21 protein-coding genes are annotated in these 23766 nt (G+C 62.2%); 4 read left to right on the top strand and 17 right to left on the bottom strand.

Annotation, left to right across the window (positions count from 1 at the left end; translation table 11 throughout):
• Window positions 1–122 precede the first annotated feature (122 nt).
• Window positions 123–1046: a phospholipase BipL gene (locus BLV20_RS05830; RefSeq protein ID WP_092298212.1), complete on the bottom strand. Its 924-nt coding sequence runs from the start codon at window positions 1044–1046 to the stop codon at window positions 123–125.
• A gap of 108 nt (window positions 1047–1154) precedes the next feature.
• Between BLV20_RS05830 and BLV20_RS05825 the strand changes: the two genes are divergently transcribed.
• Together BLV20_RS05825 and BLV20_RS05820 are read left to right on the top strand one after the other, a co-directional pair.
• Window positions 1155–1733: a DUF6436 domain-containing protein gene (locus BLV20_RS05825; protein ID WP_092298209.1), complete on the top strand. Its 579-nt coding sequence runs from the start codon at window positions 1155–1157 to the stop codon at window positions 1731–1733.
• A 104-nt stretch (window positions 1734–1837) separates the two neighbouring features.
• Complete coding sequence (locus BLV20_RS05820; RefSeq protein WP_092298207.1) at window positions 1838–4249, top strand: penicillin acylase family protein; 2412 nt, start codon at window positions 1838–1840, stop codon at window positions 4247–4249.
• 137 nt (window positions 4250–4386) lie between these two features.
• On the opposite strand, the gene BLV20_RS05815 is transcribed toward BLV20_RS05820, so the two are convergent.
• From BLV20_RS05815 to BLV20_RS05780, 8 genes are all read right to left on the bottom strand, one after another.
• Window positions 4387–5277, bottom strand: coding sequence for an ABC transporter permease subunit (locus BLV20_RS05815; RefSeq protein ID WP_092298204.1), 891 nt, complete (start codon window positions 5275–5277; stop codon window positions 4387–4389).
• The gene (locus BLV20_RS05810) at window positions 5274–6155 is read right to left on the bottom strand and encodes an ABC transporter permease subunit (RefSeq protein ID WP_175540146.1); all 882 of its coding nucleotides are present in this window, start codon (window positions 6153–6155) and stop codon (window positions 5274–5276) included. Before BLV20_RS05810 ends, BLV20_RS05815 begins: the two co-directional genes overlap by 4 nt.
• Window positions 6156–6190: 35 nt before the next feature.
• A complete protein-coding gene (locus BLV20_RS05805; protein ID WP_007928322.1) occupies window positions 6191–7333 on the bottom strand; it encodes an ABC transporter ATP-binding protein in 1143 nt (380 codons plus the stop codon).
• 71 nt (window positions 7334–7404) lie between these two features.
• Window positions 7405–8499 (bottom strand): polyamine ABC transporter substrate-binding protein, encoded by a 1095-nt coding sequence (locus tag BLV20_RS05800; protein ID WP_092298197.1) that lies wholly within the window; start codon window positions 8497–8499, stop codon window positions 7405–7407.
• A 220-nt stretch (window positions 8500–8719) separates the two neighbouring features.
• Window positions 8720–9817 carry a polyamine ABC transporter substrate-binding protein gene (locus tag BLV20_RS05795; RefSeq protein ID WP_092298194.1) on the bottom strand — a complete coding sequence of 366 codons (1098 nt, stop codon included), beginning with the start codon at window positions 9815–9817 and terminating at the stop codon, window positions 8720–8722.
• Between the two features lie 185 nt (window positions 9818–10002).
• The gene (locus BLV20_RS05790; protein ID WP_092298191.1) at window positions 10003–11367 is read right to left on the bottom strand and encodes an aspartate aminotransferase family protein; all 1365 of its coding nucleotides are present in this window, start codon (window positions 11365–11367) and stop codon (window positions 10003–10005) included.
• A 57-nt stretch (window positions 11368–11424) separates the two neighbouring features.
• Entirely contained in the window at window positions 11425–12783 is a 1359-nt protein-coding gene (locus BLV20_RS05785) for a glutamine synthetase family protein (RefSeq protein ID WP_007928318.1), read from the bottom strand.
• 30 nt (window positions 12784–12813) lie between these two features.
• The gene (locus BLV20_RS05780) at window positions 12814–13611 is read right to left on the bottom strand and encodes a gamma-glutamyl-gamma-aminobutyrate hydrolase family protein (RefSeq protein WP_092298188.1); all 798 of its coding nucleotides are present in this window, start codon (window positions 13609–13611) and stop codon (window positions 12814–12816) included.
• A gap of 268 nt (window positions 13612–13879) precedes the next feature.
• Here BLV20_RS05780 and BLV20_RS05775 point away from each other — a divergent pair, with 268 nt between their 5' ends.
• Together BLV20_RS05775 and BLV20_RS05770 are read left to right on the top strand one after the other, a co-directional pair.
• A complete protein-coding gene (locus BLV20_RS05775; protein ID WP_092298185.1) occupies window positions 13880–15256 on the top strand; it encodes a glutamine synthetase family protein in 1377 nt (458 codons plus the stop codon).
• Window positions 15257–15470: 214 nt separating this feature from the next.
• Window positions 15471–16106, top strand: coding sequence for a TetR/AcrR family transcriptional regulator (locus tag BLV20_RS05770; RefSeq protein ID WP_092298182.1), 636 nt, complete (start codon window positions 15471–15473; stop codon window positions 16104–16106).
• A gap of 212 nt (window positions 16107–16318) precedes the next feature.
• Here the strand turns inward: BLV20_RS05770 and BLV20_RS05765 are convergent, their stop codons facing one another.
• The 8 genes from BLV20_RS05765 to BLV20_RS05730 form a co-directional block, all read right to left on the bottom strand.
• Window positions 16319–16534: a TOBE domain-containing protein gene (locus tag BLV20_RS05765; RefSeq protein WP_092298179.1), complete on the bottom strand. Its 216-nt coding sequence runs from the start codon at window positions 16532–16534 to the stop codon at window positions 16319–16321.
• Between the two features lie 31 nt (window positions 16535–16565).
• Window positions 16566–17372: an aliphatic sulfonates ABC transporter ATP-binding protein gene (ssuB, locus tag BLV20_RS05760; protein ID WP_092298176.1), complete on the bottom strand. Its 807-nt coding sequence runs from the start codon at window positions 17370–17372 to the stop codon at window positions 16566–16568.
• Entirely contained in the window at window positions 17369–18157 is a 789-nt protein-coding gene (gene ssuC, locus BLV20_RS05755; RefSeq protein ID WP_092298173.1) for an aliphatic sulfonate ABC transporter permease SsuC, read from the bottom strand. The genes ssuB and ssuC overlap by 4 nt, the downstream gene beginning before the upstream one ends.
• 7 nt (window positions 18158–18164) lie before the next feature.
• Entirely contained in the window at window positions 18165–19313 is a 1149-nt protein-coding gene (gene ssuD, locus BLV20_RS05750) for an FMNH2-dependent alkanesulfonate monooxygenase (protein WP_092298170.1), read from the bottom strand.
• Window positions 19314–19338: 25 nt separating this feature from the next.
• Window positions 19339–20307 (bottom strand): sulfonate ABC transporter substrate-binding protein, encoded by a 969-nt coding sequence (locus BLV20_RS05745; protein WP_092298167.1) that lies wholly within the window; start codon window positions 20305–20307, stop codon window positions 19339–19341.
• Window positions 20308–20545: 238 nt separating this feature from the next.
• On the bottom strand, window positions 20546–21139 hold the full coding sequence (gene ssuE / locus BLV20_RS05740) for an NADPH-dependent FMN reductase (RefSeq protein WP_092298164.1): 594 nt from the start codon (window positions 21137–21139) through the stop codon (window positions 20546–20548).
• Window positions 21140–21449: 310 nt separating this feature from the next.
• Complete coding sequence (locus BLV20_RS05735; protein WP_092298161.1) at window positions 21450–22088, bottom strand: peroxiredoxin; 639 nt, start codon at window positions 22086–22088, stop codon at window positions 21450–21452.
• 273 nt (window positions 22089–22361) lie between these two features.
• Window positions 22362–23735 (bottom strand): OprD family porin, encoded by a 1374-nt coding sequence (locus tag BLV20_RS05730; RefSeq protein WP_092298158.1) that lies wholly within the window; start codon window positions 23733–23735, stop codon window positions 22362–22364.
• Window positions 23736–23766: the final 31 nt, after the last annotated feature.

The raw sequence follows: 23766 nt of genomic DNA, 5'->3' as shown, positions 1-23766 counted from the left end.
TCGCAGCCTGCGGCAGCGGCTACAGGCGTACGCCTTGCCTGCTTTGTGTAGCCGCTGGCGAAGCCTGCGATCGAGCGCGCAGCGGTCGTGCTCTTGAGGACCTTGGCCGCTACAGGCGCCGATCAGAGGTGCTGGTTGAGGAAGGCGAAGTATTCCTGGCGAATGCGCGCCGCTTCGTTCGCCAGGTGATGCCGCGCCTCAGGCAGCATCAGCACCTGGGGCTGCTGGAATTTCTGCCGGATCACCTGCAGGTTGTGTTGCCAATCCACCGTCATGTCCGCCTGCCCCTGCACGATCAGCGGCTGCCGGCTGCTGCACGGGGCCAGCTCGATACGCTTGATCCACCGCGCCAACGCCCCGACCCAGGCCGTCGGCAAGCGCAAGGGTTGCAACGGATCGCGCTGCAGGAACGGCAGGAAATCGGGGTCGGTGGAGTTCTCGCTGAACCGCCGGGCAATGCCTTTGACGAACGGCTTGAGCATGTAATAGCTGAGCTTCGACCAACCCCAGGCACGCGGGCGCACCAACGGCGACAGCAGGATCACCTGGCCCTGGGCCGGGCTCTGCGCGCCCTGGTGGAGCAAATGGTCGATCACGATCGCCCCGCCCGTGCTTTGCCCGCACAGGTGCCAGGGCTGAGGCAGATCGAGGGACCGGGCCTCGTCGAACAGGCCTTGCAGCACCGCCTGGTACACCGAGAAATCATCGATGCTGGCGCGCTCGCCGCTGGACAGGCCATGGCCCGGCAAGTCGCAGGCAATCACCGCCCACTGGCGCTCCAGCGCCCATTCGATCACATGCCGGTACAAGCCCATGTGATCGTAGAAACCGTGCAACAGAAATAACGTCGCCACCGGCCGTTCGGGCCACCAGGCCTGGCCGACCAGCTCAAAACCATCAACCGCGAAACGCCCCAACCCACGCTTGACCGGCAGGTCCAGCCCATAGAAGCGCTGATAGGCCTGCGCCTGGGCCGAGAGCGGCTGCGCCTCGGCCAGGGGCCGCAGGCTGGCGCGCAGGAGGTCGGGATCGAAGGTCGCAGGCATAAGGGTTTCCAAGGGTGGCGCGGAACGCGAAACGGGCTTTATCGGCCTGCGATATTCATCTGTCGGGGCAAGCATGGCAAGCTACGCGACCTTCGAGGAATGATCCGTATGCGTCTGCCCTACCGCACGACCCTGCTTGCCAGCCTGCTCGCCCTCCTGTGCGCCGTGATGCTGTGGGCCGCCTACGACTGGTTCCAGGGACGTTTTGTACGAGCTTTCAGCGAACACACGGCGGTGTTTTCCGGCGACCCGCTGCAACTGCCGCCCGGGCTGGCCGGCGAAGGCGCCATCCGCCTGGTGCACTTCTGGGACCCAGCCTGCCCATGCAATGTCGGCAACCAGCAGCACCTGGCCGAGCTGATCGAGCATTACGGCCCGCAGGGCGTGGAGTTCTACTCGGTGCAGAAGGCCGGCAGCCACGGCCAGTTGCCCGCCACCCTGAGCCGCCTGAAGATTCTCGACGGCCTGCCCGGCGCGGAGCAGATCCCCGCCAGCCCGGCCGTGGCGATCTGGGACCGCAACGGCAGCCTCGCCTACTTCGGCCCCTACAGCGAAGGCCTGACCTGCAATTCCAGCAACAGCTTTATCGAGCCGATCCTCCAGGCCCTGCACGAAGGCCGGACGGTCAACGCCACCCATACCTTGGCGGTGGGCTGTTATTGTCCATGGCCGAAGCCAACGGACTAAGGCATTCCTGACTTTTCACAGACAACGAATACCGGCACAGAAGGCCTGTGCTAAATGTCTGCCTTCCCCACGGCAGGCAATCGCAGAAAGAACAAGGAGTCACCATGAAACGCAGCCTGACCGTAGTTGCCGTCCTGATTCTCGCCCTCGCCGCGGGAGGGGGCTGGTACCTGTACAGCAAGCAGCCGTCGCGCCAGGGCCAGGTCGAGCTGGAGCGCCTGCAGGGCTCGGTCACGGTGCGTTACGACGAGCGCGGCGTGCCGCATATCCGTGCGGAAAACGAGACCGACCTGTACCGCGCGCTGGGCTATGTCCATGCCCAGGACCGACTGTTCCAGATGGAGGCCATGCGGCGCCTGGCTCGCGGCGAGCTGGCCGAGATACTCGGGCCCAAGCTGCTCGACACCGACAAGCTGTTCCGCAGCCTGCGCATCCGCGAGCGTGCCGAGAGCTATGTGGCCGGACTGGATCGCCAGTCCCCTGCCTGGAAGGGCCTGCAAGCCTATCTGGACGGGGTCAACCAATATCAGGACACGCACCCGCAACCGATCGAATTCGACGTCCTTGGCATCCCCAAGCGCTCCTTCACCGCCGAAGACAGCGTCAGCGTCGCCGGCTACATGGCCTACAGCTTTGCCGCGGCCTTTCGCACCGAGCCGCTGCTGACCTATGTGCGCGACCAGCTCGGCAGCGATTACCTGAAAGTCTTCGACCTCGACTGGCAAGCCAAGGGCGTGCTGACCAAGGGCCGCGGCCCGCTGGCGCCGAGCCTCGCCGCCAGCGACTGGCAAGACCTGGGCGCCATCGCCCGGCTGAGCGAGCAGGCCCTGGCCGACGCCGGCCTGCCGCAGTTCGAGGGCAGCAATGCCTGGGCGGTATCCGGCACCCGCACCAAGAGCGGCAAGCCCTTGCTGGCGGGCGACCCGCACATCCGCTTCGCGGTGCCGTCGGTGTGGTACGAGGCCCAGCTGTCGGCGCCGGGCTTCGAACTCTACGGCCATCACCAGGCGCTGGTGCCCTTTGCCTTCCTCGGCCACAACCTGGACTTCGGCTGGAGCCTGACCATGTTCCAGAACGACGATCTGGACCTGATCGCCGAGAAGGTCAACCCGAACAATGCCAACCAGGTCTGGTACCGCGGCAAGTGGGTCGACCTGGTCAACAGCGAGCAGCAGATCGCCGTGAAGGGTCAGCCGCCGGTCACGCAGGTCCTGCGCCAGTCGCCCCACGGGCCGATCATCAACGACGTGCTCGGGGCCAATGCCGACAAGACACCGATCGCCATGTGGTGGGCCTTCCTCGAAACGCCGAACCCGATCCTCGACGGCTTCTACCAGCTCAACCGCGCCGACACCCTGGCCAAGGCCCGCAGCGCCGCGGCCAAGGTCCAGGCGCCGGGCTTGAACATCGTCTGGGCCAACGCCAAGGGCGACATCGGCTGGTGGGCCGCGGCGCTGTTGCCCAAGCGCCCGATCGGCGCCAAGGGCGCGTTCATCCTCGACGGCAGCACCTCGCTGGCGGACAAGGACGGCTTCTACCCCTTCAGCGCCAACCCGCAGGAAGAAAACCCGGCGCGCGGCTACATCGTCTCGGCCAACTTCCAGCCGGTTTCGCCCACCGGCATGGAGATTCCCGGCTACTACAACCTCGCCGATCGCGGCCAGCAACTGGACCGCCAGCTCGGCGACAAAAGCGTGAAATGGGACATCGACGCCAGCCAGAAGCTCCAGCTGGGCACCACCACCGACTACGGCCCGCGCCTGCTGGCGCCGTTGCTGCCGGTGCTACGCGAGGTGGTGAGCGACCCGCGTGAGCTCAAGCTGGTGGAGCAACTGGCGCAGTGGAAAGGCGACTACCCGCTGGATTCCACCAGCGCCACCCTGTTCAACCAGTTCCTGTTCAACCTGACCGACGCCGCCTTCCATGACGAGTTGGGCGACGCCTTCTTCGACACCCTGCTGTCCACCCGGGCGATCGACGCCGCGCTGCCGCGCCTGGCTGCTGCCGCCGATTCGCCGTGGTGGGACAACCGCAACACCCTCGGCCAGGAAAGCCGCGCCGACACGGTCAGGGCCGCCTGGCGCGCCAGCCTCGCTCATCTGAAGGCGACCTTTGGCGACGACCCGGCGAAATGGCTGTGGGGCCAGGCGCATACCCTGACCCACGGCCATCCGCTGGGCCAGCAGAAGCCCCTGGACCAGGTCTTCAACGTCGGCCCGTTCGCCGCGCCGGGCACCCATGAAGTGCCGAACAACCAGTCGGCCAAGATCGGCCCGGCGCCTTGGCCGGTGACCTACGGCCCTTCGACCCGGCGCCTGATCGATTTCGCCGACCCGGCCCACAGCCTGACCGTCAACCCGGTCGGGCAAAGCGGCGTGCTGTTCGACAAGCATTACCAGGACCAGGCCGAGGCCTATATCGAAGGGGTGTACCAGCAGGCGCACTTCAACGAAGAAGAAGTCACGGCCAATACCCACAGCACCCTGAAGCTGCTGCCGGCGCGAACCGCGCAGTAAGCCCCGTGGTGAACGACGCCTAACCCGCAGTAGCCAGCTTGGCTGGCGATCCAGTCGACGCAGCACTCAAGGCCAGGGCCACCCCCGAAAACGACATCGCCCCAGAACTGGGGCGATGTCGTTGCTGCTGTTGCCTATCAGACCGCTTCCGGGGCCTGTGCGCGACGCACGTCCGGCTGCTTCCAGGAATCGGCCGCGGCCTCTTCGATGGCCTGCTGGATGGCGCGCTTGCGGCGCTCTTCGGCCTGGCGGCTGAAGTACCAGACCAGGAAGGTCACCAGCGATACCGCCAGCAGAATCAGGCTGGCCACCGCGTTGATTTCCGGCTTCACCCCCAGGCGCACCGCCGAGAACACTTCCATCGGTAAGGTGGTGGAACCCGGCCCGGAGACGAAGCTCGCCAGCACCAGGTCGTCCAGCGACAGGGCAAACGACATCATGCCGCCCGCCGCCAGGGACGGCGCGATCATCGGGATGGTGATCAGGAAGAACACCTTCCACGGCCGCGCGCCGAGGTCCATGGCCGCCTCTTCGATGGACAGGTCCAGCTCACGCAGGCGCGCCGACACCACCACCGCCACATAGGCCGCGCAGAACGTGGTGTGGGCGATCCAGATGGTGACGATGCCACGCTCCTGCGGCCAGCCGATCATCTGCGCCATGGCCACGAACAGCAGCAAGAGCGACAGGCCGGTAATCACTTCCGGCATTACCAGCGGCGCGGTGACCAGGCCGCCGAACAGCGTGCGGCCCTTGAAGTGGGTGATGCGCGTCAGCACGAAGGCCGCCAGGGTACCCAGGGCCACCGCGGCGATCGCGGTGTAGCAGGCGATCTCCAGGGAGCGCACCACCGAGCCCATCAGTTGCGAGTTGTCCAGCAGGCCGACGTACCACTTCACCGACCAGCCGCCCCAGACCGTCACCAGCTTGGAGGCGTTGAACGAGTAGATCACCAGGATCAGCATCGGCAGGTAGATGAACAGCAGCCCCACTACCAGCATCAGGTTCGAGAAACTGAAGCGCTTCATCCCTTGCTCTCCATTTCTTTGGCCTGACTGCGGTTGAAGAGGATGATCGGCACAATCAGGATCGCCAGCATCACCACTGCCAGGGCGGAAGCCACCGGCCAGTCACGGTTGTTGAAGAACTCTTGCCAGAGCACTTTACCGATCATCAAGGTTTCCGGACCGCCGAGCAGTTCCGGGATCACGAACTCGCCGACTACCGGAATGAACACCAGCATGCAGCCAGCGATGATGCCGTTCTTCGACAGCGGCACGGTGATTTTCCAGAAGCTGTTGAACGTGCTCGAACCCAGGTCCGAGGCGGCTTCCAGCAGGCTGGTGTCGTGCTTCACCAGATTGGCGTAGAGCGGCAGGATCATGAACGGCAGGTACGAATAGACCACGCCGATATACACCGCCAGGTTGGTGTTGAGGATCTGCAGCGGCTCGTCGATCAAGCCCATGCTCATCAAGAAGCCGTTGAGCAGGCCGTTGTTGCTGAGGATGCCCATCCACGCGTAGACGCGGATCAGGATCGCGGTCCAGGTCGGCATCATGATCAGCAGCACCAGCACGGTCTGCAGCTCTTTGCGGGCGCTGGCGATGGCATAGGCCATCGGGTAGCCGATCAGCAGGCACAGCAAGGTGCTGAAGAAGGCCATCTTCAGCGAGCCGAGGTAGGCGGCGATGTACAGCTCGTCGTCGCCGAGCATCGCGTAGTTGCCCAGGTTGAGCAGCACCTGCAGCTTCTGGTCGATAAAGCTGTAGATCTCGGTGTACGGCGGAATGGCCACGTCCGCTTCAGCGAAGCTGATCTTCAGGACGATGAAGAACGGCAGCATGAAGAACAGGAACAGCCAGATGAACGGGACCCCGATGACCAGCTGGCGGCCACCGGGAATTATTCGATTGAGGCGGCGCTTGAGCTTTCGCATGTTCATGAGCGCAGTACCACGCCACTGTCGTCTTCCCACCACACGTAGACCTGGTCGCCCCAGGTCGGACGCGCGCCACGCCGCTCGGCGTTGGCCACGAACGACTGCACCAGCTTGCCGCTCGGCAGTTCGACGTAGAACACCGAGTGCCCGCCCAGGTAGGCGATGTCATGCACCTTGCCGCTCGACCAGTTGTATTCGCAGGTCGGCATGTCCGGGGTCACCAGGAGTTTTTCCGGGCGAATGGCGTAGGTCACCGACTTGTCCTGCACCGAAGTGCTGATGCCGTGGCCCACGTAGATATTGCGGTCCAGATCCTTGCAAGTGATGGTCGCGTGGCCTTCGGCGTCGTCGATCACTTCACCTTCGAAGATGTTGACGTTACCGATGAATTCGCAGACCAGGCGGCTGGTCGGGGTTTCGTAAATGTCGATCGGGCTGCCGATCTGGGCGATCCAGCCCAGGTGCATGATCGCGATGCGCTCGGCCATGGTCATGGCCTCTTCCTGGTCGTGGGTCACCATCACGCAGGTCACGCCGACGCGCTCGATGATCTCCACCAGTTCCAGCTGCATCTGCGAGCGCAGTTTCTTGTCCAGGGCGCCCATCGGCTCGTCGAGCAGCAGCAGCTTCGGCCGCTTGGCCAGGGAACGGGCCAGGGCCACGCGCTGGCGCTGGCCGCCAGACAGCTGGTGCGGCTTGCGCTTGGCGTACTGGCTCATTTGCACCAGCTTGAGCATCTCGGCCACGCGGGCATCGATCTCGGCCTTGGGAATCTTGTCCTGCTGCAGGCCGAAGGCAATGTTCTGCGCCACGGTCATGTGCGGGAACAAGGCATAGGACTGGAACATCATGTTGATCGGCCGCTCGTAGGGCGGCATGTCGGTGATGTCCACACCGTCCAGGTAGATGCGCCCCTCCGTGGGCCGTTCGAAGCCCGCCAGCATGCGCAGCAGGGTGGACTTACCCGAACCAGAACCGCCGAGCAGGGCGAAGATCTCGCCTTTCTTGATTTCCAGGGACACGTCGTCCACGGCAATCGTCTCGTCGAACTTCTTCGTGACCCGGTCGATTTTGACCAACACCTGCTTCGGTGTCTGGTCGCCCTCGAGGGCTTTCTTGTAGGCGCCGGAGGCAACTGCCATTTACGAAACTCCCAACAGAATTTGCAGCTCGCCCCATGCGGGCGAACTCTGGATAGTTTGAGCGATTGACGCTATTTGCCCGACTTGACCTTGGTCCAGCTGCGGGTCATGAGTCGTTGGATCTTGGGCGGCAACTCTGAGTTGACGTACAGCTTGTCGACAATCTCCTGCGGCGGATAAACCGCCTCGTCCTTGCGAACCGCTTGATCCATCAGCTCGCCGGCCTTGGGGTTCGGGTTGGCGTAACCGACGGAATCGCTGACCTGGGCGATCACCTCAGGCTTGAGCAGGTAATTGATGAAGGCATGGGCCTGCTTGACGTTGCCGGCATCCTTGGGAATGGCCAGCATGTCGAACCAGAGGTTGCCGCCCTCCTTGGGAATCACATAGGCGATCTCGATGCCCTTGCCGGCTTCGGCGGCGCGCGCCTTGGCCTGGAACACATCGCCGGAGAAGCCCGCGGCCACGCAGATTTCGCCATTGGCCAGGTCGGAGATGTATTTCGAGGAATTGAAGTAGGTCACGTAAGGCCGCACCGCCATCAACTTGGCTTCGGCCTTCTTGTAGTCATCGGGGTTCTGGCTGTTGGGGTCCAGCCCCATGTAGTTGAGCACCGCCGGGAGCATTTCATCGGCGGAGTCGAGGAAGGCAACGCCGCAGCTCGACAGTTTCTTGATGTTTTCCGGCTCGAACAGCATGGCCCAGGAGTCGATCTTGTCCACGCCCAGCGCGGCCTTGACCTTCTCGACGTTATAGCCGATGCCATTGGTGCCCCACAGGTAAGGCACGGCGTACTGGTTGCCCGGGTCGTTCTTCTCCAGGCGCTTGAGCAGCACCGGGTCGAGATTGGCGTAGTTGGGCAATTGCGCCTTGTCGAGCTTCTGGAACGCCCCGGCCTTGATCTGCTTGCCCAGGAAGTGGTTGGACGGCACGACCACGTCATAACCGGTACGACCGGCGAGCAACTTGCCTTCCAGGGTTTCGTTGGAATCGAATACGTCATACACCGGCTTGATCCCGGTGGCTTTTTCGAAGTCTGCCAATGTGCTCTGACCGATGTAGTCAGACCAGTTATAAATATGCACGGTCGGCGCGGCATAGGCGCTGACGGCCAGCGTCAGCCCGGCACCTGCCAGCATGGCTTTGCGAAATAAAGAAATAGGCAAGTGGAGGTCCTCTAAATAATTGGGCCTGGGTTGCCCGCGCTACATGACAGCCAATCACTGCCCAGCAACAAAACCGGCGCGCAACTTACCCTCGATAAACCGATCCAGCAAAACTTTCTGTCATTTAATTACTGCAAAACGCTGTAACCGCTGCCGCCGTCGAACTTGCCGGGGCCCCAAGCGGGGCCCCGACAGCTGCTGCAGCGGCTACAGGCCTGCCTTACTTACCGGATTTGATCTTGGTCCAGCTGCGGGTCAGGATCCGCTGGGTCGCCGCCGGCAAGTCGGCAATGGCGTACAGCTTGGCCTGCACATCGGCAGGTGGATAAATGCCCGGGTCGGCGGTGATTTCTTTATCGACCAACGCGGTTGCAGCGGCGTTACCGTTCGGGAAACGCACGGCGTTGGTGATTTCCGCCATGATTTCCGGCTTCTGCAGGAAGGTCATGAACTTGTAGGCGCCTTCGACGTTTTCAGCATCCTTGGGGATCGCGACCATGTCGTAGAAGCTGCCGGCACCTTCTTTCGGAATGTTGTAGCTGACTTTCACCTTGTCGCCGGCTTCGGCAGCGCGTGCCTTGGCCTGATAGATGTCGCCCGAATAACCGACGGCCACGCAGATGTTGCCGTTGGCCAGGTCGGAGATGTACTTGGAAGAGTGGAAGTAGCCGATCGATGGACGGATCTTCAGGAACAGCGCCTCGGCCTCGGCCAGTTGCTTCTTGTCCTGGCTGTCGGTCGGGTAGCCGAGGTAATGCAGGGCCACCGGGATCATTTCGGTCGGCGAATCGAGGAAGCTGATACCGCACGACTTCAACTTGGCTGCGTTTTCAGGCTTGAACAGCAAGTCCCAGGAGTTGGTCGGCGCATCGGCACCCAGTGCGGCTTTGACCTTGTCGGGGTTGAAGCCGATACCGATCGAGCCCCACATGTAAGGGAAGGCGTGCTGGTTGCCCGGGTCGCTGACCGATACGGCCTTGAGCAGCGACTCGTTGAGGTTTTTCCAGTTGGGCAACTTGGACTTGTCCAGCGGCTGATAAACCCCGGCCTTGATCTGTTTGGCCAGGAAGTTGTTCGACGGTACGACAATGTCATAACCGGACTTGCCTGCCAGCAACTTGGCTTCAAGGGTTTCGTTACTGTCGAACACGTCGTAGACAACTTTGATACCGGACTCGGTTTCAAACTTCTTGATGGTGTCCGGTGCAATGTAGTCAGACCAGTTGTAAACGTGCAGTACTTTGTCGTCCGCCTGGGCTGCTGCAGCCATCACGCCCATCAGGGACATGGCGAGGAGGGTCTTGCCAGCTTTCTTCATACCTAATGCCTTCATGCGTCATGCTCCAATTGTTCTTTTTAAGCTTGTGTTCAGCGACCGGTTGCCAGGCAACTAAAAACAGGCGGTAGTCTGGCAAGTTCCAAGGCAGGCTTTCAACAAAAGACCCATCCTTTGTGACCGCCCCGAGCGAAGTACCGCGAGGCACTTCGCTCTGAGCCTAGCACTTAGCCCTGCAACGCACTCAAGGTCAGGTCCAGGCACTTGCGAGCCTTGCTCACCAGCTCATCGATCTCTTCTTTGGTGATGACCAAAGGAGGCGCGATGATCATGGTGTCGCCCACAGCGCGCATGATCAGGCCGTTATCGAAGCAGAACTGCCGGCAGATCATGCCAACGCCTTTGCCGACGTAACGCGCGCGGGTGGCCTTGTCCTGAACCAGCTCGATGGCGCCCAACAGGCCGACTCCGCGAACCTCACCCACCAGCGGATGATCGTTCAGTTCCCGCAGACGTTTCTGCAAATAGGGTGCCGTTTCTGCCTTGACGCGCTCGATAATTTTTTCGTCGCGCAGGATGCGGATGTTTTCCAGGGCCACGGCGGCGGCCACCGGGTGCCCGGAATAGGTGAAGCCGTGGTTGAAATCGCCGCCCTCGTTGAGCACCGCCACCACTTCGTCGCGTACGACCAGGCCGCCCATGGGGATGTAGCCGGACGTCAGGCCCTTGGCGATGGTCATCATGTCTGGCTTGAGGCCGTAGAAATCGCTACCGAACCACTCACCGGTACGCCCGAAACCACAAATCACCTCGTCGGCGACGAACAGGATGTCGTACTTGGCGAGGATTTCCTTGATTCGCGGCCAGTAGCTTTCCGGCGGCACGATCACGCCGCCCGCTCCCTGGATCGGCTCGGCAATGAAGGCCCCGACGTTATCGACGCCGACTTCGAGAATCTTCTCCTCCAGCTGGTTGGCCGCCCAGATCCCGAACTCGTCCGGGGTCATGTCGCCGCCTTCGCCGAACCAGTAAGGCTGCGGGATATGCACGATGCCCGGGATCGGCAAGTCGCCCTGCTCATGCATATAAGTCATGCCGCCCAGGCTCGCACCGGCCACGGTGGAGCCGTGATAGCCGTTGACGCGGCTGATGATGGTTTTCTTCTTCGGCTGGCCCTTGATCGCCCAATAGTGGCGAACCATGCGCAGCATGGTGTCGTTGCCTTCGGAACCGGAGCCGGTGAAGAACACATGGTTCATGCCCTGCGGGGCCACATCGGCGATGGCCTTGGCCAGTTCCAGCGCCGGCGGGTGGGCGGTCTGGAAGAACAGGTTGTAGTACGGCAGCTCGCGCATTTGCTTGCTGGCGGCCTCGGCCAGTTCTTCGCGGCCGTAACCGATAGCCACGCACCACAGCCCGGCCATGCCGTCGAGGATCTTGTTGCCCTCGCTGTCCCAGAGGTAGACGCCCTCGGCGTTGGTGATGATCCGCGGGCCCTTCTCCTTCAATTGCTTGAAGTCGCTGAACGGGGCCAGGTGGTGCTCGTTGCTGAGGGTTTGCCACTCGCGGGTTTGCGGGTTGTTGCTGGTCATTGGAACTCTCCTGATTTTCCGGTGAGGGCGCCGCCGGTTACCGCGGCGCCCCGCGCATCAGACGGCGAAGAGCAGGAATTCCCGCTCCCACGAACTGATGACGCGCTTGAAGTTTTCATGCTCGGCCCGCTTGACCGCGACGTAGCCAGTGATGAATTTCTTGCCCAGGTACTTCTCGATGGTCTTGCTGTTTTCCATGCGTTCCAGGGCGTCCTCGATGGTCAACGGCAGGCGCAGGTTACGGCGCTCGTAACCGCGACCGACCACCGGAGCGCTCGGATTGTGGCCTTCGACCATGCCGATGAAGCCGCACAGCAGGCTCGCGGCGATGGCCAGGTAAGGGTTGGCGTCGGCGCCCGGCAGGCGGTTTTCCACCCGGCGGTTCTGCGGCCCGGCATCCGGCACGCGCAGGCCCACGGTGCGGTTCTCTTCGCCCCACTCGACGTTTACCGGTGCCGAGGTATCCGGCAGGAAGCGGCGGAACGAGTTGACGTTGGGCGCGAACAGCGGCAGCAGCTCGGGAATGAACTTCTGCAGGCCGCCAATGTGGTTGAGAAACAGCTGGCTCATGGTCCCGTCTTCATTGGAGAAGACGTTCTTGCCGGTCTCGATGTCGATGATGCTCTGGTGCAGGTGCATGGCGCTGCCCGGCTCGCCGGTCATCGGCTTGGCCATGAAGGTGGCGGCCACCTCATGCTTGAGCGCGGCTTCGCGCATGGTGCGCTTGAACACCAGGATCTGGTCGGCCAAGGACAGGGCGTCGCCATGACGGAAGTTGATTTCCATCTGCGCCGTGCCGTCTTCGTGGATCAGCGTGTCGAGGTCCAGTTCCTGCAGTTCGCACCAGTCGTAGACATCTTCGAACAGCGGGTCGAATTCGTTGGCCGCTTCAATGGAGAACGACTGGCGACCGGTTTCCGGGCGACCGGAGCGACCGACCGGTGGCTGCAACGGGTAATCCGGGTCGTCGCTGCGCTTGGTCAGGTAGAACTCCATTTCCGGCGCCACGATCGGCTGCCAGCCATGGTCGGCGTAGAGTTTCAGTACCTTCTTGAGCACGTTGCGCGGCGACAGCTCGATCGGGTTGCCCTGCTTGTCATAAGTGTCGTGGATCACCTGGGCGGTGGGTTCGATGGCCCAGGGCACCAGGAATACCGCGTTCTGGTCCGGGCGGCAGACCATGTCGATGTCGGCCGGGTCCAGCAACTCGTAATAGATGTCATCTTCGACATAGTCGCCGGTCACCGTCTGCAGCAGCACGCTCTCGGGCAGGCGCATGCCTTTTTCGGCGATGAACTTGTTGGTCGGCGAGATCTTGCCCCGGGTGATACCGGTCAGGTCGCCAATCATGCATTCGACTTCTGTGATCTTGTGGTCTTTCAACCAATCGGTGAGCTGGTCGAGGTTGTTACTCATAAATGCCTCTAGGCGTGAGTTTCCTGGCTCTTATAAGCCAGGTTTTTGTGACGCATCGGCGTCGCGTTGAATTACCCGCTTGCGACAGGCATCGCCAAATGCCTGGAAGATGGCAAGGTAGTGAGGGTTAGAGCTTACCTGCCATTCAGGGTGCCATTGCACCCCCAAAGCAAAAGCCTTGCCTCCCTCGATCGGCGCCCCCTCGACAGAGAAGGCTTCGATCAACCCGTCCGGTGCCAGCGCCTCTACCCTGAGGCCTGGCGCCAGACGTTCAACGCCTTGGCCGTGAATCGAATTGACTTCAATTTGCGCCGGCAGGCCAAGGCCGGCCAGCACCCCGCCCGGCTGGACATGCAGCGCATGGGCCGGGCCGTATTGCACTTCCACTGGCTGGCTGTCGTCCTCGCGATGGTCGATGAACGGACCGGCCTCGTGGACTCGCTGATGCAGGCTGCCGCCAAAGGCCACGTTTATTTCCTGAAAGCCGCGGCAGATCCCCAATACCGGAACGCCTGCCGCCACCGCCGCGCGAATCAGCGGGAGGGTGCTAGCATCACGGGCAGGATCATGCGCAGTTCCCGGCGCGCTGGCAGGACCTCTATAGTGAAAAGGTTCGATATTGGAGGGTGAGCCGGTAAAGAGGATGCCATCCAGACCGTCCAGAATATCGGACGGGGCCAGGATATCGGCCAGGGACGGGAGAATCATGGGCACGCCCTTGGCTGCTACTGCCACTGCGCGGACGTACTTGTCGCCACTGATGTGATAAGCATGCAGACCGATCTGCCTGGAGCAGGCGGTGACGCCGATTAACGGCAGGCGAGACATGAAACACCCCGGTATTATTGCTGTTATGGGTTTAAATCGAGCTTAGCCTTGTTCATTTTTTTACACAACACCCCCGTAAAAAATACAACACGGCCCGCTCAAGGCCGCGGCAGCCAAGCCCGGCGAAGGCACAAAAGCGCCCCAAAAATGCCCCACAGGCGCTTTTTTAGGGCAAAAAAGGCCTCGCTTGACTTCGGCATGCCGTTCGGGTTGACTGAAACCTGAAAAGATCAATGATTGATATTTTTAACAACAAAGGTGTTGCATCATGTCGGTACCCCCGCGTGCCGTTCAGCTTAACGAAGCGAACGCGTTCCTTAAGGAACATCCTGAGGTTCTGTACGTTGACCTTCTGATTGCGGATATGAATGGTGTGGTGCGCGGCAAGCGCATCGAACGCACCAGCCTCCATAAGGTTTACGAGAAAGGCATCAACCTGCCGGCCTCTTTATTTGCCCTGGATATCAATGGCTCGACGGTGGAAAGCACCGGCCTTGGCCTGGACATCGGCGACGCCGATCGAATCTGCTATCCAATCCCCGATACCCTGTGCAATGAACCCTGGCAGAAGCGCCCCACCGCGCAACTGTTGATGACCATGCACGAACTTGAAGGCGATCCTTTCTTCGCCGATCCACGCGAAGTGCTGCGCCAGGTCGTTGCCAAGTTCGACGAGCTGGGCCTGACCATCTGCGCGGCTTTCGAGCTGGAGTTCTACCTGATCGACCAGGAGAACGTGAACGGCCGGCCACAGCCGCCACGCTCGCCGATCTCCGGCAAGCGCCCGCATTCGACCCAGGTCTACCTGATCGACGACCTCGACGAATACGTCGATTGCCTGCAGGACATTCTCGAAGGCGCGAAAGAACAAGGCATCCCCGCCGACGCCATCGTCAAGGAAAGTGCTCCGGCGCAGTTCGAAGTGAACCTGCACCACGTCGCCGACCCGATCAAGGCTTGCGACTATGCGGTACTGCTCAAGCGTCTGATCAAGAACATCGCCTACGACCATGAGATGGACACCACCTTCATGGCCAAGCCTTACCCAGGCCAGGCGGGCAATGGTCTGCACGTCCATATTTCGGTCCTGGACAAAGACGGCAAGAATATTTTTGCCAGCGAGGATCCCGAGCAGAACGCCGCACTGCGTCATGCGATCGGCGGTGTGCTCGAGACCCTACCGGCGCAGATGGCTTTCCTCTGCCCGAACGTCAACTCCTACCGTCGTTTCGGCGCGCAGTTCTACGTGCCGAACTCGCCGAGCTGGGGCCTGGACAACCGTACCGTGGCCATCCGCGTACCGACCGGTTCTTCCGACGCCGTGCGCATCGAGCACCGCGTGGCGGGCGCCGATGCCAACCCGTACCTGCTGATGGCTTCGGTGCTGGCGGGCGTGCACCACGGCCTGACCAACAAGATCGAACCGGGCGCGCCAACCGAAGGCAACTCCTACGAGCAGAACGAGCAAAGCCTGCCGAACAACCTGCGCGACGCGTTGCGCGAGCTGGACGACAGCGAAGTCATGGCCAAGTACATCGATCCGAAATACATCGATATCTTCGTGGCCTGTAAGGAAAGCGAGCTGGAAGAGTTCGAGCATTCGATCTCCGACCTCGAATACAACTGGTACCTGCACACCGTGTAAGCGGCTGTAGCAAAAAAACGACGCCACGGGCCGCAAAGGCCCGTGGCGTTTTTTTATGGCCGCCTTGCGGCGGATCGCGGGCAAGCCTCGCTCCTACAGGAGCGCAGCGTATGCCATTTCCATCTTGCAGGAGCGAGGCTTGCCCGCGAAAGCGTCCTGGCAGACAACACCCGACACGCCTCGTACAATGCCCGCTGCCCCGCAGGAGACTCCCATGACACGCGTAGCCACCCCCCGCAAACCCCGCGCACGCAGCCAGGCCCGGATCGACTCGATACTCGATGCCGCCCGCACCCTGCTCGCCGCCGAGGGCGTGGCCAGCCTGTCGATCTACAGCGTGGCCGAACGCGCGGAGATTCCTCCCTCCTCGGTCTATCACTTCTTCGCCAGCGTCCCCGCCCTGCTCGAGGCCCTGACCGCCGACGTCCACGCGGCGTTCCGCGCCTGCCTGCAAGAGCCCATCGAGCCGGCCTCGCTGCACCATTGGCGCGACCTGTCGCGCCTGGTCGAACAGCGCATGCTCGCCATCTATAGCGCCGACGCCGCGGCCCGCCAGTTGATCCTGGCCCAGCACGGCCTGACCGAAGTCACCCAGGCCGACCGCCAGCACGACATCGAGTTGGGCGACCTGATGCACAAGCTGTTCGACCAGCACTTCCAGTTGCCGACGCTGCCCGAGGATGTCGATGTGTTCGCCCTGGCCATGGAATTGGGCGATCGGGTCTACGCGCGCTCGGTCCAGCAGCACGGGCAGATCACCGCGCGCATGGCCGAGGAAGGCATGCGGGTGTTCGACGCCTACCTGGGGCTGTACCTGCCGCCCTACCTGCCCAAGCGCCCTGCCCTGTAGCCGCTGCCGAGCTAGCGAGGCTGCGCCCGGCCGCAACGCGGCCGTGAAACCTGGCCATGCATTCCTTCAGATAAACCGGCTGGCGAAGCCTGCATCGGAATGCCACCCACCTCGATCGCAGCCTCGCAGGCTCGGCAGCGGCTACAGCCGTCATCGCCCACAAAAAAGCCCCGAAGGACTCGCGCCATCCGGGGCCGGTGGTTGTGCACCGATCACAACTTGGCGATCGACACCTCGGTGGATTTCACGAATGCGATCACTTCGCTGCCGATCGCCAGTTCCAGCTCGCGGACCGAACGGGTGGTGATGACCGAAGTGACGATGCCGGAGGCTGTCTGCACATCGATTTCCGAGAGCACGTCGCCCTCGACGATTTCCTTGATGATGCCTTTGAACTGGTTGCGAACGTTGATGGCCTTGATAGTCATGATGTTGATTCCTGTCGTGGTAGAGGGTTGTTTACTGGGCCCAGCGCAATTGCGTGGGCAAGGGTGAAACGGGTTCCGGCTCGGGTGGCGACCCGGGCAGCGCCAATACGCGGTTGAGTACTTCGGTTTCCAGCGCGGCCAGCCGGTGGGAACCGCGCACCCGTGGGCGCGGCAGCTCCACCAGCAGGTCGAGACCGACCTCGCCGTCTTCGATCAGGATCACCCGGTCGGCCACCGCCACCGCTTCGCTGACATCGTGGGTCACCAGCAGGACGGTGAAGCCATGCTGCCGCCACAGGCGCTCGATCAGTTGCTGCATCTCGATCCGGGTCAAGGCATCCAGCGCGCCCAGGGGCTCGTCCAGCAGCAACAGGCGCGGCTGGTGGATCAACGCGCGGGCCAGGGCCACGCGCTGCTTCTGGCCACCGGACAAGGCAGCCGGCCACTCATTGGCGCGATCGGCCAGGCCCACCGCCTCCAGGGCTTGCAAGGCCTGGGCACGCCAGTCGCCCTTGAGGCCCAGGCCAACGTTGTCGATGACTTTTTTCCAGGGCAGCAGGCGCGCCTCCTGGAACATCAAGCGGGTGTCTTCGATGGCCTGGCTCAGCGGCGCGGCGCCGGCCAGCAGTTCACCGGCGGAGGGCTTGTCGAGGCCGGCCAGCAAGCGCAGCAAGGTGCTCTTGCCACAGCCGCTACGGCCAACCACCGCAACGAATTGCCCGGCCGGAATATGCAGGTCGATCTCGCGCAGCACCTGGCGCGAACCGAAGGTCTTTTGCAGCTTGCGCACCGCCAGCGGAATACCGCGCAGCAGGCGTGGAGGTTGTTGAGCCGTCATTGCTCACCTCCCCTGGCCACTTGATAGGCCGGATGCCAACGCAGCCAGACACGCTCCAGGCCGCGCGCGGCGAGGTCGGCCAATTTGCCGAGCACGGCGTACAAGACGATGGCCAGCACCACCACGTCGGTCTGCAGGAATTCCCGGGCATTCATCGCCAGGTAACCGATACCGGAGCTGGCGGAGATGGTTTCCGCGACGATCAGCGTCAGCCACATGAAACCCAGGGCAAAACGCACGCCCACCAGGATCGAAGGCAAGGCGCCCGGCAAAATCACCTGGCCGAACAGGGCGAAGCCGGACAGCCCGTAGCTGCGCGCCATTTCCACCAGCGCCGGGTCGACGTTGCGGATGCCGTGATAAGTGTTCAGGTAGATCGGAAACAGCGTGCCCAGGGCCACCAGGAAAATCTTCGCCGACTCATCGATGCCGAACCACAGGATCACCAGGGGAATCAGCGCCAGGTGCGGCACGTTGCGGATCATCTGCACCGAGCTGTCCAGCAGGCGCTCGCCCCAGCTCGACAGGCCGGTGATAAAGCCCAGGACCAGGCCGATGCCGCCGCCGATCAGGAAACCGATCGCCGCGCGCCAGCCGCTGATGGCCAGGTGGGTCCAGATTTCGCCACTGCGCACCAGGCCGACCCCGGCTTCGATCACCGCGCTGGGTGCCGGCAGGATTCGCGTCGACAGCCAGCCGGCCGAGACCGACAACTGCCACGCCGCCAGTAACAGCAGCGGCAGGGCCCAGGGCGCCAGGCGCTGGAGCAAGGTTTGTCTGTTCATGGCCGCCTCAGCTCCGGGACGCGGCTTTGGGGATGATGTCGTTGGCGACCATTTCGCCGAACGGGCTGACGTAACCGGCGCCCTGGGGCAATTCGGGACGCTCGATATCCAGGTGCGGGAACAGCAGCTCGGCGACCCGGTACGACTCTTCCAGGTGTGGATAACCGGAGAAGATGAAAGTGTCGATGCCCAGGTCCGCGTATTCCTGTACCCGCGCGGCCACGGTCGGCCCATCGCCGACCAGCGCGGTGCCCGCGCCACCGCGTACCAGGCCGACCCCGGCCCAGAGGTTGGGGCTGACTTCCAGCTTGTCGCGGCGCCCGCCGTGCAAGGCCGCCATGCGTTGCTGGCCGACCGAATCGAAACGCGCCAGGGACGCCTGGGCACGGGCGATGGTGTCGTCGTCCAGATGGGAGATCAGGCGCTCGGCCGCCTTCCAGGCTTCGGCATTGGTTTCGCGCACGATCACGTGCAGGCGAATGCCGAAGCGCACGCTGCGCCCTTGCTTGGCGGCCTTGGCGCGGACCTGCTCGATCTTCTCGGCCACCGCGGCGGGCGGCTCGCCCCAGGTCAGGACCATGTCCACCTGCTCGGCGGCCAGGTCCTGCGCGGCTTCCGAGGAGCCACCAAAGTACAGTGGCGGACGCGGCTGCTGAATCGGCGGATAAAGCAGCTTGGCGCCCTTCACGCTGATGTGCTGGCCATCGTAGTCGACGGTTTCGCCCTCCAGCACACGACGCCAGATACGGGTGAATTCCACCGAGGCCTGGTAGCGCTCTTCATGGCTGAGGAACAGGCCGTCGCCGGCCAGTTCGTCCGGATCGCCACCGGTCACCAGGTTGAACAGCGCCCGGCCGCCGGACAGGCGATCCAGGGTTGCCGCCTGGCGTGCCGCCACCGTCGGGGAGATGATCCCCGGGCGTAGGGCGACCAGGAATTTCAGGCGCTGGGTCACCGGGATCAGCGAGGCCGCCACCAGCCAGGAGTCCTCGCAGGAACGCCCGGTGGGAATCAGCACGCCGCCGAAACCGAGACGGTCGGCCGCCTGGGCAATCTGCTGCAGGTAACCGTGGTCGACGGCGCGAGCGCCTTCGGCGGTGCCAAGGTAATGGCCGTCACCATGGGTGGGCAGGAACCAGAAAATATTGAGGCGCATGGAGTTGTCTCCTGAGGGGGGCGAGTTACGGCGCTTTGGCAACGGCGGCTGGAGGCGTCCAGATCACATCCTTGATGCTCAAGGGTTTGGGAATCAGCTTGAGCTGATGGAAGCTGTCGGCGATTTTCTGCTGCGCCGCCACCACTTCCGGGGTCAGGAAGTGCGCGCCATAACCCTGGCGTTTCACCGAGGTCAGGGTGATGTCCGCCGGCAGGCCCAGCAGTGGCGCCACTTGCTGGGTCACCTCGTCCGGGTTGGCCTGGGACCACTCGCCCACCGCGCGCACTTCTTCCACCAAGGCCTTGATCACCTCGGGGTGCTGTTGCGCATAGGGCTTGGTTGCCAGGTAGAACTGGTGGTTGTCGACGATGCCGCTGCCGTCACGCAGGGTGCGGGCTTGCAGCTGCTTTTCGGCCGCCGCCTGGTAGGGGTCCCAGATCACCCAGGCATCGACGCTGCCACGCTCGAAGGCGGCGCGGGCATCGGCGGGCGGCAGGAATACGGTCTGGATGTCGCTGTACTTGAGGCCGGCGTCTTCCAGGGCGCGGACCAGCAGGTAGTGCACGTTGGAGCCCTTGTTGAGCACCACTTTCTTGCCCTTGAGCTGCGCCACCGAGCTGATCGCCGAGTCCTTGGGCACCAGGATCGCCTCGCTGGTCGGCGCCGGCGGCTCGTAGGCCACATACAACAGGTCGGCACCGGCGGCCTGGGCGAATACCGGCGGGGTTTCGCCGGTGACGCCGAAGTCGATGGAGCCGACGTTCAGCCCCTCCAGCAACTGCGGGCCGCCGGGAAATTCGGTCCACTGCACCTGCACGCCTTGCGCCGCCAGGCGCTTCTCCAGCGAGCCCTTGGCCTTGAGCAGCACCAGGGTGCCGTATTTCTGATAGCCGATACGCAGGGTCTCGGCCGCTTGGGCTTGAACGATGGCGCCGAAGGACACAGCCGCAGCAAACAGAGCGACCAGACCACGACGCAAAATAACAGGGCGCATGGCGCTCTCCTTTTTGCTGTTGGGTTTTGGCTGCACCTGCTAAGCCGTTGGCGGCGAAGTAAGGCGATTTTTTGTCCGAAAAGTGCCTGCGGGCTGAACACCTGCGGTGTTACGCACATCATGCTGCGTTAAAAGCCTGCTCAGAATGCTCATTGACTGACGTCAACTCCGCTTCTTCACAGCCTTTTGCCTTGCCTGATCTTCGCTCGGCGACTTTTCAAACCAAAAACTGAATCTTTCAAATGCTCCAGCGAGCACTCAACAAACGGTCATTCAACAGATTCGGGTCCAGCGGCTTGGGGCGTCGCGCCATGGCACTGCGGAACTGTTCCAGCGCCTCGCGCAGACGCTGCTCCAGCGCCGGCGCCAACTGCGCCTGGGCATTGCCTTCGCCATAGGCGATCTGGCTGTCCTCGGCAAAGATGCCCTGAAGCATTTCCTGGGCCTTCAAGGCCGACAGCACCGGCTTGAGCGCGTAGTCCACCGCCAGCATGTGGGCGATGCTGCCGCCCGTGGCCATCGGCAGCACCACCTTGTGGTTCAGCGCGCGTTCCGGCAGCAGGTCGAGCACGGTTTTCAGTGCGCCGGAAAACGAAGCCTTGTAGACCGGCGTGGCGATCAACAAGCCGTCGGCCTGTTCGATCTGTTGCAACAGGTCGACCACCATCGGGCTGTCGAAGCGCGCATGGAGCAGATCTTCGGCCGGGAAGTCCCGGACCTGATAAGCGACCACTTCCACACCTTGTTGCTGCAACCAGCGTTTGCCGTGTTCCAGCAGCACCCCGGAGCGGGAGCGTTGGCTGGGACTGCCACCGAGAGAGACGACCAGCATGCAGAGTTTCCTTAAGTACTGAATAGGCGATTCGCGATTTGCGATCTCGCTGAATTGAGCAGACCTTAACAGCCTATTTTTATATCCATAAATCTTATTTTTTCATTTGTTTATTCTTTAATTGAATATAAGAAAACCAAATCCCAGGCAAAAAAAAGGCCGTCGAAACGGCCCAAAAACCCCTGCTTTGTGAATACGGCCTCGTAGGAGCGAGGCTTGCCCGCGATAGCGTCATCCCTGACACAGCGCGCCGAATCGCGCTTTTCGCGGGCAAGCCGAATCGCCGCCCGCTCGCTCCTATGGTCTTGGGTCAGCGATTGGGTTGCGGGGTCAGGCGCAGATAGGGTTTGACCGCGCGATAGCCTTTGGGAAAGCGCTTGCGGATTTCGTCTTCGTCCTGGAGCGACGGCACGATCACCACTTCATCACCGTCCTGCCAGTTGGCCGGCGTGGCCACCTTGTAATTGTCGGTGAGTTGCAGCGAGTCGATCACCCGCAGGATCTCGTGGAAATTGCGCCCGGTGCTGGCCGGGTAGGTGATGGTCAGGCGCACCTTTTTGTTCGGGTCGATGACGAACAGCGAACGCACGGTCAGGGTGTCGTTGGCATTCGGGTGGATCAGGTCGTAAAGATCCGAGACCTTGCGGTCGGCATCGGCCAGGATCGGGAAATTGACGAGGGTGTTCTGGGTTTCGTTGATGTCCTCGATCCACTTGTGATGCGAGGCCACCGGGTCGACCGACAAGGCAATGGCTTTCACACCGCGCCGGGCGAATTCGTCCTTGAGCTTGGCAGTGAATCCCAGCTCCGTGGTGCACACCGGGGTGAAGTCCGCCGGATGGGAAAACAGCACGCCCCAACTGTCGCCGAGCCACTCGTGGAAACGAATCTTGCCGGCGCTGGAATCCTGTTCGAAGTCGGGGGCGATGTCGCCAAGTCTGAGGCTCATGTTGCGGCTCCTGTGAGTGCGTTATGGGCCTTACTGTGCCTGCGACGTTGAATATTTAAAAAGAATAAATGTCGATTTATCTAGATCGAAAAAGAATATTAAAAATCTCTTCACTGGATTCGCGCCCATGCAAGGCACACCATCCTCGACAAGGTTCGAGAAGGCCTTGAGTAGCTGTAAAGAGGGGTTTCAGGGAGGACCTGCGGGGGTGGGTCCGAACTGGATGACAACACCTCGCCCGGCATTGCGCCGGGCGAGGTTTTTAGCGTCGGATTACAACAGCGGGATCGAGTAGCTGACGATCAGGCGGTTTTCATCCTGCGAACGCTGGCCCGGGATATCGTTACGCCACATGGCGTTTTTCCAGGTCAGGCCGAGGTTTTTCAGTGGACCTTCCGGAATCACGTAGGCCACGGTCAGGTCGCGTTCCCACTCGCTGGCGTTGGTAACCGAAACAGAGCGCTGAGGGGTAACGGAACCCTCCCGGCCAGTCGTATCGATGTTGTCGCCGCGCAGATAGACCACGCCAGCAGTCAGGCCAGGCACGCCGACCTTGGCGAAATCGTAGGAGTAGCGAGCCTGCCAGGTACGTTCGCCGGCACGGGCGAACTTGGCGATCTGCATGTCGGTGGTCAGGTAAGCCGACGAACCGTCACCCTGGTTCAACCAAGGGAAGTCGCTGTCGCCATTGCTGACCTGGTAGCCACCACCGAAGGTATGGCCGGCCACCGAGTACAGGAACAGGCCGCTGATCAGTTTGTTATCAACCTTGCCCTTGGTGATGCCGGTACCGTAGTCGCCGGTGGTGTAGTAGGCCGAGTCGTGGCCGTTGGCACCGTCGTCACTGCTGTTGAAGTAGCGCAGGTCGGACTTCAATACGCCCGGGCCAATCGCCCAGTTGTGAGTCAGGCCCAGGAAGTGCTGCTTGTAGAAGTCCTTCAGGTTGCCGTAGTAGTACTGGGCCGTCAGGTCTTTGGTGATCTTGTAGTCGCCACCACCGTAGATGAACTTGTTGCTGTCACGACCCGCAGCGGTATGCGCGTTCGCGCCAGCAATCGACAACTCTTCGTTGTTGCTGGAGTTACGACCCTTGGCGTGCTCGATCTGACCGCCGACCAGTGTCAGGTCCTTGATGTCGTTCGAGGTGATCTGGCCGCCCTGGAAGGTTTGCGGCAGCATACGGCCGTCGTTGGTCACGATTACCGGCAGTTTTGGCTGCAGGGTGCCGAGCTTCAGTTCAGTCTGGGAGATCTTGGCTTTGGCAGTCAGGCCCAGGCTGGAGTAGTTGTCCACGGCTTTGCCATTGGACTCGCTCGGGAAGACGGTGCCGCCGTAAGAGGTAGCGTTAGCGCCGTTGGTACCGCCGCCGGAGTCCAGCTTGATCCCCAACAGGCCAATGGCATCGAGACCGAAGCCGACAGTGCCCTCGGTGTAACCGGAGATGAAGTTGAGCTGGAAGCCTTGACCCCATTCTTCCTGCTTGTTTTGCGCACCAGAAGCCTTGGTGTCGCCATCGCGGTTATCTGTATTGATGTAGAAGTTACGCAGACCCAGAGTGGCCTTGCTGTCTTCGATGAAACCTGCGGCGCCTGCCTGCTGCGCCATTACCCCAACGGCCACAGCCATGGCCAAGGTGGACTTGTTCATGTTTCGCTCCTCTCGTTTCTAATTCTTGTGT

Origin of the sequence: Pseudomonas sp. NFIX28 (genome assembly GCF_900107395.1) — a bacterium.
GTDB lineage: Bacteria > Pseudomonadota > Gammaproteobacteria > Pseudomonadales > Pseudomonadaceae > Aquipseudomonas.
This window is presented reverse-complemented; position numbering and strand designations above follow the sequence as displayed.

Coding starts and splice junctions, on each gene's coding strand:
- BLV20_RS05830 (WP_092298212.1), bottom strand. CDS start 1,046: ATGCCTGCGACCTTCGATCCCGACCTCCTGCGCGCCAGCCTGCGGCCC.
- BLV20_RS05825 (WP_092298209.1), top strand. CDS start 1,155: ATGCGTCTGCCCTACCGCACGACCCTGCTTGCCAGCCTGCTCGCCCTC.
- BLV20_RS05820 (WP_092298207.1), top strand. CDS start 1,838: ATGAAACGCAGCCTGACCGTAGTTGCCGTCCTGATTCTCGCCCTCGCC.
- BLV20_RS05815 (WP_092298204.1), bottom strand. CDS start 5,277: ATGAAGCGCTTCAGTTTCTCGAACCTGATGCTGGTAGTGGGGCTGCTG.
- BLV20_RS05805 (WP_007928322.1), bottom strand. CDS start 7,333: ATGGCAGTTGCCTCCGGCGCCTACAAGAAAGCCCTCGAGGGCGACCAG.
- BLV20_RS05795 (WP_092298194.1), bottom strand. CDS start 9,817: ATGAAGAAAGCTGGCAAGACCCTCCTCGCCATGTCCCTGATGGGCGTG.
- BLV20_RS05790 (WP_092298191.1), bottom strand. CDS start 11,367: ATGACCAGCAACAACCCGCAAACCCGCGAGTGGCAAACCCTCAGCAAC.
- BLV20_RS05785 (WP_007928318.1), bottom strand. CDS start 12,783: ATGAGTAACAACCTCGACCAGCTCACCGATTGGTTGAAAGACCACAAG.
- BLV20_RS05780 (WP_092298188.1), bottom strand. CDS start 13,611: ATGTCTCGCCTGCCGTTAATCGGCGTCACCGCCTGCTCCAGGCAGATC.
- BLV20_RS05775 (WP_092298185.1), top strand. CDS start 13,880: ATGTCGGTACCCCCGCGTGCCGTTCAGCTTAACGAAGCGAACGCGTTC.
- BLV20_RS05770 (WP_092298182.1), top strand. CDS start 15,471: ATGACACGCGTAGCCACCCCCCGCAAACCCCGCGCACGCAGCCAGGCC.
- BLV20_RS05765 (WP_092298179.1), bottom strand. CDS start 16,534: ATGACTATCAAGGCCATCAACGTTCGCAACCAGTTCAAAGGCATCATC.
- ssuB (WP_092298176.1), bottom strand. CDS start 17,372: ATGACGGCTCAACAACCTCCACGCCTGCTGCGCGGTATTCCGCTGGCG.
- ssuC (WP_092298173.1), bottom strand. CDS start 18,157: ATGAACAGACAAACCTTGCTCCAGCGCCTGGCGCCCTGGGCCCTGCCG.
- ssuD (WP_092298170.1), bottom strand. CDS start 19,313: ATGCGCCTCAATATTTTCTGGTTCCTGCCCACCCATGGTGACGGCCAT.
- BLV20_RS05745 (WP_092298167.1), bottom strand. CDS start 20,307: ATGCGCCCTGTTATTTTGCGTCGTGGTCTGGTCGCTCTGTTTGCTGCG.
- ssuE (WP_092298164.1), bottom strand. CDS start 21,139: ATGCTGGTCGTCTCTCTCGGTGGCAGTCCCAGCCAACGCTCCCGCTCC.
- BLV20_RS05735 (WP_092298161.1), bottom strand. CDS start 22,088: ATGAGCCTCAGACTTGGCGACATCGCCCCCGACTTCGAACAGGATTCC.
- BLV20_RS05730 (WP_092298158.1), bottom strand. CDS start 23,735: ATGAACAAGTCCACCTTGGCCATGGCTGTGGCCGTTGGGGTAATGGCG.